10 protein-coding genes are annotated in these 10,905 nt (G+C 68.9%); 5 read left to right on the top strand and 5 right to left on the bottom strand.

The annotated features are described in order from the left end of the window. Positions 1-228: 228 nt before the first annotated feature. From ACFHVL_RS22230 to ACFHVL_RS22215, 4 genes are read left to right on the top strand one after another with little or no spacing between them, the layout of a single operon-like run. Positions 229-1,560, top strand: a complete 1,332-nt coding sequence (locus ACFHVL_RS22230) for an ABC transporter substrate-binding protein (RefSeq protein ID WP_416630357.1) — start codon at positions 229-231, stop codon at positions 1,558-1,560. Further along, positions 1,557-2,450, top strand: a complete 894-nt coding sequence (locus ACFHVL_RS22225; RefSeq protein ID WP_416630356.1) for a carbohydrate ABC transporter permease — start codon at positions 1,557-1,559, stop codon at positions 2,448-2,450. The genes ACFHVL_RS22230 and ACFHVL_RS22225 overlap by 4 nt, the downstream gene beginning before the upstream one ends. Before the next feature lie 14 nt (positions 2,451-2,464). Continuing rightward, complete coding sequence (locus ACFHVL_RS22220; protein ID WP_416630355.1) at positions 2,465-3,364, top strand: carbohydrate ABC transporter permease; 900 nt, start codon at positions 2,465-2,467, stop codon at positions 3,362-3,364. A 36-nt stretch (positions 3,365-3,400) separates the two neighbouring features. Continuing rightward, entirely contained in the window at positions 3,401-3,502 is a 102-nt protein-coding gene (locus ACFHVL_RS22215; RefSeq protein ID WP_416630354.1) for a DUF397 domain-containing protein, read from the top strand. A 140-nt stretch (positions 3,503-3,642) separates the two neighbouring features. Here the strand turns inward: ACFHVL_RS22215 and ACFHVL_RS22210 are convergent, their stop codons facing one another. The 4 genes from ACFHVL_RS22210 to ACFHVL_RS22195 form a co-directional block, all read right to left on the bottom strand. After that, a complete protein-coding gene (locus ACFHVL_RS22210; RefSeq protein WP_416630353.1) occupies positions 3,643-4,713 on the bottom strand; it encodes a hypothetical protein in 1,071 nt (356 codons plus the stop codon). A gap of 183 nt (positions 4,714-4,896) precedes the next feature. Then, a complete protein-coding gene (locus ACFHVL_RS22205) occupies positions 4,897-5,358 on the bottom strand; it encodes an SRPBCC family protein (RefSeq protein WP_416630352.1) in 462 nt (153 codons plus the stop codon). Between the two features lie 142 nt (positions 5,359-5,500). Beyond that, positions 5,501-6,115: a lytic polysaccharide monooxygenase auxiliary activity family 9 protein gene (locus tag ACFHVL_RS22200; RefSeq protein ID WP_416630351.1), complete on the bottom strand. Its 615-nt coding sequence runs from the start codon at positions 6,113-6,115 to the stop codon at positions 5,501-5,503. Positions 6,116-6,411: 296 nt separating this feature from the next. Beyond that, positions 6,412-7,326 (bottom strand): oxidoreductase, encoded by a 915-nt coding sequence (locus tag ACFHVL_RS22195; protein WP_416630350.1) that lies wholly within the window; start codon positions 7,324-7,326, stop codon positions 6,412-6,414. Positions 7,327-7,429: 103 nt separating this feature from the next. Between ACFHVL_RS22195 and ACFHVL_RS22190 the strand changes: the two genes are divergently transcribed. Beyond that, positions 7,430-8,254, top strand: a complete 825-nt coding sequence (locus tag ACFHVL_RS22190; RefSeq protein WP_416630349.1) for a helix-turn-helix domain-containing protein — start codon at positions 7,430-7,432, stop codon at positions 8,252-8,254. Between the two features lie 17 nt (positions 8,255-8,271). Here the strand turns inward: ACFHVL_RS22190 and ACFHVL_RS22185 are convergent, their stop codons facing one another. Continuing rightward, positions 8,272-10,746, bottom strand: a complete 2,475-nt coding sequence (locus ACFHVL_RS22185) for an ATP-binding protein (RefSeq protein WP_416630403.1) — start codon at positions 10,744-10,746, stop codon at positions 8,272-8,274. Between the last annotated feature and the right edge of the window lie 159 nt (positions 10,747-10,905).

Below are 10,905 nucleotides of genomic sequence, written 5' to 3'. Positions count from 1 at the left end.
GTCGCTCTGTGGTCGCCGGCTCTGTGCTCGCCGGTAGGGCTTCACATTTGGGGCAAATGCATTGACAGTAGTAACTCTGTCTACGCGTGTCAAGGTCGGTTTCTTGGGGTCCGGTGGCCAAACTCGATCATTGCATGAAGTGACACCTTGACAGTAATCAATCTAGCGGCGAACAATCATGCCGGGGGTATTCACTCTCGAATCCCTAATCACCGGAAGGATCGTGCGATGCGACGACTTGGGCACCCCGGCGTCGACGTGTCCCGACGTGAAGCGCTTCGCCTGGCCGGTCTGGCTGGACTTGCCCTGGGGTTGTCGGCATGTGGTCGCTTCGGCGGCGGCGACGATCCCGGCGACGACGGGCAGATACCGCTGAACTTCGTGTGGTGGGGCGACATCACCCGGGCCGAGAAGACGGCGGCGGCGTTGGACGTCTTTCGGCAGCACAACCCGGGCATCGTGCTCACCACCGAGTATCAGGATGCCTTCCCCTACCGGGACAAGCTGAACACCCGCTTCGCCGCTGGTGACCCGCCCGACGTGATGGCCATGCGCAACGACAGCATCGGCGAGTACGCCAGCCGTGGCGCCCTGTTGGACCTCACCCAGCACGACATCGTCGACCTGAGTGGCATGGCCGACAGCGTACGGAAACTTGGCACGGTGGACGGCAAGGTGGTGGGCGTACCGGCAGGACTGAACGCCCAAGGATTTGTGATCAACAAGACGATCGCCGACCGGCTCGGCGTAGCCATTCCCGACGGCAGTACCTGGAGCTGGGACGACCTGGCCAGCTTTGCGAAGCAGATCACCGAGGCGTCCGGGGGTGAGATCTACGGCGTCTCCTTCGAAACATTCAACATGGGCAACGTCATCCCGTGGGCCACCCAACGCGGCGAAAACTTCTTCACCGCAGACGGTGACCTGGGCGCCAGCCAGGAATCAATCGCCTCCTGGCTCGCGTTCATCGAGAGAATGCGCGCCGAGGGTGGATTCCCTCCCGCCGGCTTCTACGACCAGACTGCCGGATCGGCACCCGACAAGAGTGATCTCGCGCTCGGCAAGGTCGCCGCCCAGGTCGTACCCTCGAACCAGTTCCTGGTCTTCAACGAAGCCGTACCCGACGGCGAGCTCGTCCTGCTGGAGTACCCCGGCGAGACCACCGAGCAGCGACGTGGCGTCACGCCCGGCTGCCCGCACCTGTGGTCGATCTCGGCGGACACGGAGCACCCCGAGGAATCCCTGAAGCTGATCGACTTTCTGATCAACGACGTCGCCGGAGCCAGACTGACCGGCACCATCCGGGGAGTGCCGGCCAGCAGCGCCGTCACCGAGGCGATCAGGTCCACGCTCGAGCCCGAAGACCAGACGGCCACCGACTTCATGCTCAACATGCAGCGCCATGAGGACCTGCCGGCTCCTCCGGTCTTCCCGCCCGGCGGTGCCAAACTCAACACGATCATGCAGACCCTCGCCGCCGAGGTGGAGTTCCAGAAGAAGACGCCGAACGAGGCCGCGGCTGCGTTCATCGACCAGGCCCGCGACGCGCTCGCGGGATGACGGCGCCCGCGTCGCGCGTCAAGCCGCGCAAGGACCGGGTCGGCTACCTGTTCCTGCTTCCCTGGTTCGTCGGGATGCTGTTCACCATCGTCCCGTTCTTCGCCTCGCTGTACCTCGCCTTCACCGACTACCGCCTGATCACCCCGCCAGAATGGATCGGCCTGCAGAACTTCCGGGAGATGATCGAGGACCAGCGGCTGCACCAGTCGTTGAAGGTCACCTTCATCTACACGTTCGTGGCTGTGCCGCTGTCCCTCGCCGTTGCGCTCGGCGTCGCCATGATGCTCAACCGTGGCATCCGTGGCCTGCCCATCTACCGGGCCGTGTTCTATCTGCCCTCGCTGCTGGGCAGCAGTGTGGCGGTGGTCCTGGTCTGGGTCTACCTTTTCGGCAACGAAGGGGTTGTCCAGGGGTTCCTCGGTTGGTTCGGCATCCGCAGCCCGAGCTGGGTGACCGATCCGGACTACACCCTCGTCACGCTGATCCTGCTGCACCTGTGGACGTTCGGCGCACCGATGGTCATCTTTCTGGCAGGGCTCCGGCAGATTCCAGTCGTGTACTACGAGGCAGCCGCTGTCGACGGTGCGAGCCGGTTCCGGCGGTTCTGGCACATCACCCGGCCGCTGCTTAGCCCGATCATCTTCTTCAACCTGGTCCTCGCCCTGATCGGCTCGTTCCAGACCTTCACCCAGGCGTTCGTCATGAGCAATGGAACTGGGGCGCCCGCCGACTCCCTGCTGTTCTACAACCTCTACCTCTATCAGCGTGGATTCAACTACTTCGAGATGGGGTACGCCGCCGCGATGGCCTGGGTGCTGCTGGTCGTCATCGCCGCCTTCACCGCGATGAACTTCCTCGCCGCCAAGTACTGGGTCTTCTACGAAAGTTGAGCGATCGGTCGAGCATGGCTATCTTCGGCAGTCGGGCACCGGCCCGCACGAGTGTCAACGCGGACAGCTACATCGAACGCATCGGCAGCTCACCCCGGTCAAGATTCACCCGGCACGTTCTGCTGTGCGCCGTCGGAATCCTCATGGCGTACCCGCTGCTGTGGATGATCTCCAGCTCACTCAAACCCAGCGGACTCGTCTTCGCCGACCCCTCGCTGTGGCCGTCCGCCTGGGACTTCGGCAACTACTCCGAGGGTTGGCACGCGCTCGGCCATCCCTTCGGGCTCTACCTGGTCAACTCGTTTATCGTGGTGGTGCTGTCCATCATCGGAAATCTGGTTTCCTGTTCCCTTGCTGCCTATGGATTCGCCCGGCTTCATTTCACTGGCCGGAAACTGTTCTTCGCCTTGATGCTCGGCACCCTCATGTTGCCTGGTCATGTCCTGCTGGTGCCGCAGTACATAGTTTTCGCAAAATTGGACTGGATCAACACCTACTATCCGCTCGTCGTCCCGCATTTCCTGGCTACCGACGCTTTCTACATCTTCCTCATGGTCCAGTTCGTGCGGGCGTTGCCGACCGAACTGGACGAGGCGGCCCGCATCGACGGCTGTGGGCCGTTCGGTATCTTCTGGCGGATAATCATGCCGCTGTCCATGCCGGCGTTCGCCACCACTGCCATCTTCACCTTCATTGCTGTTTGGAACGAGTTCTTCGGTCCACTGCTGTACCTCACAGACTCGGAGTTGTACACCGTACCTCTCGCGCTGCGCCAGTTCGTGGACTCCGAGGGGCAAAGCCGGTGGGCCCAGATGTTCGCCATGTCCTTCGTGTCCATCGCGCCCGTCATCGGCTTCTTCATCGCCGGTCAGAAGTACCTGGTGAAGGGGATTGCCACTACGGGTCTGAAGTAGCCCCGGTGTCCCGAACGAAGCTATCGGCCGTGCCGGGTGCTGGTCCGCGTTTCCAAGGACCGGGCTGGCGGCACCCTGGCCTGCGCGCCGGCCGCCTGGCCCGCCTTGGTCACCCACACCCCGTCAGCCGTACGCTGACCCACCCAACGCGGCCCCCCAACCCGGGCTCGGGCTCGGGTTCGGGTTCGGTCGAGCGCAGGCCAGCAGAGGCGAGCCGGCCGGACACCCGTTCGATGAGAGCCCTCCAAACAGGGACCTCCGGGAATCGGCGGGTTGGGTCAGTCGTCAGATGCGATGAGTTGGACGCAGTACTGGGCTCGCAAGAGTGTGGTCGGGTCCCCGGTGTCGACGTTCACGTCCATGGCGGTGTCCGCGAACTTGATCGCGTGTGGGTCGGTGGTGCGGGCAGCGACCTCGAACAGTTCGGCTGCCTGATCTTCGCCGGGTGCCGAGCCCGCAGAACGACCAGCTTCGCGAAACGGGTCGGGCACCGGCTTGGGCTCGGTGGGGGAGTAGGCAGCGGTGACCGCAGCCGTCGCGGCCCAGGCAGCGGCGAGGCTCGGTTCCCAGAGCCGATCGGGCAGCGCAGGCAGTACCCGGAGCACGGCGTTCGGCGCGGTGGCGGCGTGTACCAGCATCACGGGCCTGGCGTACCCGTGTGTGGCGTGCCGGGCGACGGCGGCTGCGACGATCGCTGCCAACCGCTTGGGCACGGACTCGGCCCCGCAGCCGGGCACCGCGCCCGCTGCCGCCGGCCAGTCGGGCAGGTCGGCGAGCTGGGCCAGCCGTGCGCGGATCCCGTACCTCTGGTCCGGCACCCTCGGAACGGCGTCGAGCGCCGATCGGGGATCCGTGCTCGGATACGTGCCCCTGCCGGGCTCGGCGAGCGGTTGCCAGCGGGCGGCCCAGTAGGCGAGTCCGTGGCCCAGCTCGGCGACCCGGGGTGCGGTTTCGGCGTAGGTCAGCGCCCGAACGGCGTGGCCGACGCGGATCACTCCGTGCGTGGCACCGGCGGCGATGCCCGGCAGCAGGCGGGGCCACCACCGGGTCAGCACCTCCCGCCATGGGGCGAAAGCCAGCTCTCGATCGAAGTAGTCGAGCCAGTCGCCGGTGCGGACCGGGTCGCCGAGCGGGTCGCGCCACTGCTCCACCGGAATCGGGCTGACACCGCGTGGTCGAGGTTCGAGCCGGTTGGCGTAGCCGTCCAACCATCGATGAACGGCGTCGGCCCGCCCGTGATACGCGAGCGCCTCAGCGGCCATTGACGCATGGTTCGACAGCCATCCGTCCCGCTCCGGCCCGGTCGCCAGGATTCGTTCGTACGCCTCGTCAAGCACCCCGTCCGTCACGCTCGAAGTCTGCAACCTCAACTGGACTTGATGTCAACGTCGCACGGTCGCGAGCCGTCCGGACCGGGCCGGGTATGGGTACGGGCTCCGCTTCGGGTCTAGCCGAGCGCGAAGTACTCTGCCTCGGTCCACGGCCCAGGGGGACGAAGCGCGGCAATGCTCATCGGCGGACTCACCGCTTGGCTACTGCTCGAGGTACGTAGCGAGATTTGCCAATGACGAGGCGAGCCCGGCGGCGTGGTCCTCGGCGCGGATGCCGGCGGGTACGCCGTCGGCGCGGATCGCCACCCGGGTTCCGTTGCCGGCTGGCGAGACTTCCCAGGTCATGGTCATGGTGCCGGCGTACGCCGGGTCGTCGGAGACGAAGTCGACGGCCTGCACGACCCGTACGCCGGGGACGATGTCGACGAAGCGCGCTTCGACGACGTCGGAGTCGGCGGTGGCCTTGCCAGGCGCGGTCGAGGCGTCCGCGTAGGTCAGGACCAGCCGGTAGGAGCCGCCGGGCCGGGCGTCGAACCGCTCGAACCGGCCGGCCATTCCCTGCGGGGGCAGCCACACTGTGAGCGCAGCCGGGTCGACCAGGGCGGCGTAGGCGCGCTCGACCGGGGCGGACATCACCCGGGCTGCCGTATCCGTACGGGTCACGTCGGCCATCGTATCGAGATCGGCACCCGCACGACGGCGTCCGGCGGTGGGACGGCCGGCAGCCTTGTCGGACAGCCGGCGACACACCTCCGGCCCAGGGCGACGCCCTGGGCCGGAGGTGCCGAGAGTTCGGTCTTGTAGATCAGGTGAAGTTGACGTCACTGCACCACATGTAGGCCTGGTCGAGGTGCGACGCCTGCCAGATGACGAAGACGATGTGGCGTCCGGTGTATCCCGAGGTCGAGACGTTGAACGAGATGTTCTGCGACGGTGCGTACCGCCCGGTCTGCGTGATGAAGTCGAGGTTTCCCCACCCGAGACGCTGGGTGGCCGGGTTGAACCCGTTCTTGCTGACGTACACCCGGAAGTAGTCCGCGCCGTGGCTGGCCTGGTCGTACAGGTGGACCGTGAAGTTGCGGCCGACGTTGGTCGCCCGCCACGCTCCGGGCTGGTTCAGGCTGTTGTTGCGGGAGAGGCCGTTGCTGCACAGTTGGCCGTCGGGAGTGCGGGCCTGGAACTGGCCGCCGAGGCCGTCGCGGAGCGCGCTCATCCAGTTCCACATGGTGTCCGGGTTGGCCTGGAAGGCCTGGTAACACATGGGGTCCTGTTGCTGCATCGCCGGGTTCATGTGCTGGTTGCCCCAGGCCTGCCAGCATTGGTAGGCGCGGCTCGCCGGGTTGATGATGGTGCCGTGGGCCTGTGCCGCCCCGGCGAAGGGCAGGATGCTGGCCACCATGGCGAGCGCCAGGACAAGCACTCGAAGGGGCCTGCGGGAGGCCGGCCGGGGTTGCCGGCCGGGTTGGTCGTGCCTGAGTGAACGCACAGTGCATCCTCCGTTCTTGGGCGCTCGAGATTGGTGCGGGAGCGCTTCCACGCCAGCATCGCACCCAACCGTCAGTACATCAACAGAAGTCAATGCATATTGCGCCTTTTGAAGACGTGATCACCGAATCGGTGCTGGTTGTGGGGTGTGTGACGAAATCACCTACCGTCGTGCCCATAATGCGGATCCGGACATTCGCGTTCACTTCGAGCGCGGACGGCAACGGTGGGTCACAGGTATCTGACGCGGGTGAGCCGGGCTGCCGCCGCCCACATCCGTCGGCCGTTTCCCGGGTCGCGGGCCTGCACGCTCGCCTGCACCTCGGTCACCGGCCCCCGGACCTGCTGGAACCCACCCGGCCCGAAGAACTGCCCACCCCGTACGCCGGGCGCGGTCGCCGCATACAGCTGCGGCCGGGCACCGGCCTCGACCGCGCTGACGACCAGCGACATGAGCCGGCTGCTGGCGCGCAGCAACCGTCCACGGTTGGCCATCGCGCGCGGGGTCAGGTTGGTGCGGGTCATCCCGGGGTGGGCGAGCACGCTGAGCACCGGCGACCCAGTGGCGCGCAGCCGCCGGTCCAGCTCCAGGCCGAGAATCGTGCCGACCAGCTTGGAGATCGCGTACGCCCGGTTGCCGCTGTAGGACCGCTCGGACATCAGATCGGCCAGGTCGAGATTGCGCCATCTGTGCACGATGGACGACACCGTGACCACCCGGGGTTCCTTGCCTGCGGCCAGCCGGTCGAGGAGCAGACCAGTCAGCGCGTACGGGCCGAGCGCGTTCGTCCCCATCTGCAGGTCGAAGCCGTCCACGGTCAGCGGTGGTCGCGGGCCGGTCAGCACCAGCCCGGCGTTGTTCACCAGCAGATCGAGGCCCCCGGAGAAGTCTGCGGCGAAGGCGTGGATCGACGCGAGTGAGGCCAGATCGAGTCTGCATACCTCGATCTCGGCTCCCGGCACCTCGCGCCGGATCCCGGCGGCCGCCTCCTCGCCGGCCGCTACGTTGCGTACCGCGAGCACGACGGCGGCGCCGTGCCGGGCCAGCTCCAGCGCGGTGACCCGCCCCACGCCCGAGTTCGCCCCGGTCACCACCGCGCGCCGACCGTGCTGGTCAGGCATCTGTGCTTCAGTCCAGTTCTGCATGACCGTCGACGTTAGGAACCCGCGGGGACACCCGGAGAGACCTCACCGACCTGGGACCACGGGACCTACCTTGCGGCCCCGTCGGGCGGGCACACTTGGCGGTGTGACGACCACGGCGTACACCCGTGAACTGGCCGACTTCCTGCGCAACCGCCGCTCCCGGCTGCGGCCGGAGGAGATCGGCCTCGAACCCGGCCCCCGCCGCCGGGTCGCCGGCCTACGCCGCGAGGAGCTGGCCCTGCTCGCCGGCGTGAGTACCGACTACTACCAGCGGATGGAGCAGGGCCGCGAGGTACGGCCGTCCGACGATGTGCTGACCGGCATCGCCCGCGCACTCGCCCTCAACGCAGAGGAGACCCGGCACCTGCGCGCCCTGGCCCGCCGCGCCCAGCAGCCACCGAAACCCCGGCGGCGCACCCGGGAAACCGTCCCGGAGAGCACCCACCGGCTGCTGCACAGCCTGCACACCCCGGCCGTGGTGATCAGCCGGCATCTGGACCTGCTCGCCTGGAACCCGATGGCTGTCGCGCTCTACCCGGGCATCGGCCCGAGCAACGCCCTGATCGACATGTTCAGCTACGCCGAGGCGCGCGGCCGGTGCATCGGCTGGCGGGAGACGGTGCTGGACTACCTCGGCTTCCTGCGGGCGTCGGTCGCCGCCGACCCAGAACATCCGCGAGCCCAGGAGATCGTCGGCACGCTCAGCATCCGCAGCGAGGAGTTCCGCAAACTTTGGGCCCGCCACGACGTCCGCGAGTCGGTCAACGGCAGCAAGACGTTCCGGCATCCGCAGGTCGGCGAACTGCAACTCGACTGGGACGCGTACACGCCACCGGGCCGCACCGGGCCGATCCTGATCGCGTACACCGCCGCACCGGGCGGCGCCGCCGCCGAACGGCTGCAACTGCTCGCCGCGTACGCGAGCTGACCTTCGCGACGCGACCATCAGCACTCGATACGGCGACGGACCTGTTCGGCGTCGGGGTGGCCGAGGTCCTCGTAGATGCCGAGCGCCTCGCTCCAGGCCGCCAACGCGGCGGCGCGGTCACCTGCGGCCTGTTGCGTCTCGCCCAGGTTGACCAGCACGTCGGCTTCGTCGTACCGGTCGCCGAGCCGGCGGTGCAGCGCCAGCGCCCGCTGGTAACAGCCGGCCGCCGTGCGGTGCTCGCCGAGTCGGTGCCGGATGTAGCCGAGATTGTCCCAGGACAGGGCGGCCCCGTGCCGGTCGCCGTGCCGCTCGTGCAGGTCCAGGGCCTGCGCGCAGCAGGCCAGCGCCTCGTCGAACTCGCCGCGTCGGGCCTGCAGCCAGCCACTGTTGTTCAGCGCCTTCGCCTGCCCGGCCGGTGAGCCGACCGCACGGTAGAGCGCCAGCGCCGACTGGGCCCGGCCCAACGCGCCGTCCAGATCGCCCGCCCGGGCCAGCACCCAGCAGAGTCCGAGGTACGCGTCGGCCTGGCCTTCCCGGTCGCCCAACTCGCGGTTGAGGTCCAAGCCGCAGCGGTACTCGGCCGCGGCGTCGTCGGTGCGGCCCAACCAGGTGTACGCGATCGCCAGCCCACGACGCGCCTGCACCTGCCCGACCAGTGACCCGTCCCGCTGGGCGGCGGCCAGGGCGGTCGCCTGCGACGCGGCCAGGTCGTGCCAGTGACCCTGCCGGTCCAGGAAGGTGACCAGGGTAGCGGCGAGCTGCCAGGCGTACCAGTCGTGCCCGCCGTCGGCGGCCAGCCGCAGCACGGCGAGCAGCACCGGCCGCTCGGTGCGCAGCCAGGCCAGCGCCGTGGCGTGTCCGGACTGATCGGGGACCGTCACCGCCGGATCAGGTTTGGGCAGCGGCGTCGGTGTCGCCAGCCGGTACGGGTCGATGCCGAGGTCGGCCGCGCGTGCCGTGTGCAGGTAGTGGTCCAACAGCCGCCGACCCGCGGCGTCCCGTTCGTCGACCGCGTCCACGGTGCCACCCAGTTCCGCCCCGTACGCCCGCAGCAGATCGTGCTGGTCGTAGCGACCCGGTCCGCGTTCGGTGAGCAGGTTCGCCTCGACGAGCGTGGCCAGCAGCGGCCGGACCGCCGGCACCGGCAGACCGGCGAGGCTCGCCGCCGCCGCGACGGACGCTTCCGGGCCGGGATGCAGGCCGAGTAGCCGGAACAGCCGGGCAGCCGCCGCGTCGAGCGTGCGGTACGACCAGGAGAAGACCACCCGTACGTCGGTGCGCGGATCAACCGCCGCGAATGGCACCAACTGGCCCGGTGTCCCGCCCAAATCGGCGGCGTGCCCGGCGAGCGGGAGATCGGGGGTGGTCGCGATCCGGGCGGCGAGCAGCTGCCGGGACTCCTCGACGGTGAGCAGGTCCAGCGGCAACGCCTGGGCGCCTTCTGCGACGATCAGGCCGGTGAGCCGGTCCCGGCTGGTGACCAGGACCAGGCAGCCGGGTGCGCCGGGCAGCAGCGGGCGCACCTGCTCGGCGTCGCGGGCGTTGTCCAGCAGCACCGCGATCCGACGCCGGTACATCAGGCTGCGGTACAGGCCGGCCTGCTGCGTCGGGTCGGCCGGGATCTGCTGTGGGTGTACGCCGAGCGCGGCGAGGAAGCCGCGCAGCACCTCGCCGGCGGTGGCGCTGCGCCCGTCGAGGTCGAAACCGCGCAGGTTGGCGTAGAGCTGCCCGTCGGGGAAGCGGGCCGCGACCCGGTGCATCCAGTGGACGGCGAGCGCGGTCTTGCCCACCCCGGCGGTTCCGCCGATCGCCGAGATCACCACCGTGGTCGGGGCGGGAGCCGGCTCGGCGGGCAGCAGCGCGTCCAGCTCGGCGAGCGCGGCGGCGCGACCGGTGAAGCGTGGGATACCCGGCGGCAGCTGGGCGGGCGGGTGCACCGACCAGTGGACAAGCGCCGGGTCGGGCCGGTCGGGTGGTACCGCTGCCGGCGGCGGGCCTGTTGTCGTGGCCGGTGGCGGGCCGGGCAGCTCGTGGCGCAGCACCCGCAGGTGTGCCTGGCTCAGGTCCGCCCCGGGTGTCACGCCGAGCTCGTCACGCAGCCGGGCGCGGGTCCGCCCGTACAGCGAAAGGGCCTGTGCCTGTTCGCCGTGACCGGCCAGGGCGACCATCAGCGTCGCGACGAGCCGTTCCCGCAGCGGGTGCGCGGCGGCGAGCGGGCCGAGCAGCTCGATCGCCGCCGGGTACCGTCCCTGCATGATCTCGGCCTCGGCCAGCAGTTCCTGGGCGGTGAGGCGTTCCGTCTCCAGTGCGGTGACCGCCGCGTCGACGAAAATCCCAGCCGCACCGGTCAGCGGGTCGCCCTGCCACAGTGCGAGAGCCCGACGGAGCGATTCGGCCGCCGCCGGGTGTGCGCCGACGGCGGCAGCGGTGCGGGCCTGCCCGACGAGCGCGGCGAACTCGGCATAGTCACAGCCGCCGTCGGTGACGGTCAGCCGGTAGCCACCGGCCCGGGTGGACAGTGCGTCGCCGATGCCGACGGCCCGCAGCGCGGCGCGCAGCCGTGAAACGCAGACCTGGACCCAATGCTGCGTAGCTTAAGTTGATCTTGGGGTGTGGCCTGCGGTTGTGTGGCTGCTGTCGGGTGGTTCGGC

It is taken from the genome of Micromonospora sp. LOL_023 (assembly GCF_048060115.1).
Lineage (GTDB): Bacteria > Actinomycetota > Actinomycetes > Mycobacteriales > Micromonosporaceae > Micromonospora_E.
The sequence above is the reverse complement of the archived record's forward strand: the minus strand, read 5'-3'. Positions and strand labels throughout refer to the sequence as shown.

Bases quoted from the DNA above. Each gene is read 5' to 3' on its own strand.
- ACFHVL_RS22230 (WP_416630357.1), top strand. From the start codon at position 229: ATGCGACGACTTGGGCACCCCGGCGTCGACGTGTCCCGACGTGAAGCG.
- ACFHVL_RS22225 (WP_416630356.1), top strand. From the start codon at position 1,557: ATGACGGCGCCCGCGTCGCGCGTCAAGCCGCGCAAGGACCGGGTCGGC.
- ACFHVL_RS22220 (WP_416630355.1), top strand. From the start codon at position 2,465: ATGGCTATCTTCGGCAGTCGGGCACCGGCCCGCACGAGTGTCAACGCG.
- ACFHVL_RS22195 (WP_416630350.1), bottom strand. From the start codon at position 7,326: ATGCAGAACTGGACTGAAGCACAGATGCCTGACCAGCACGGTCGGCGC.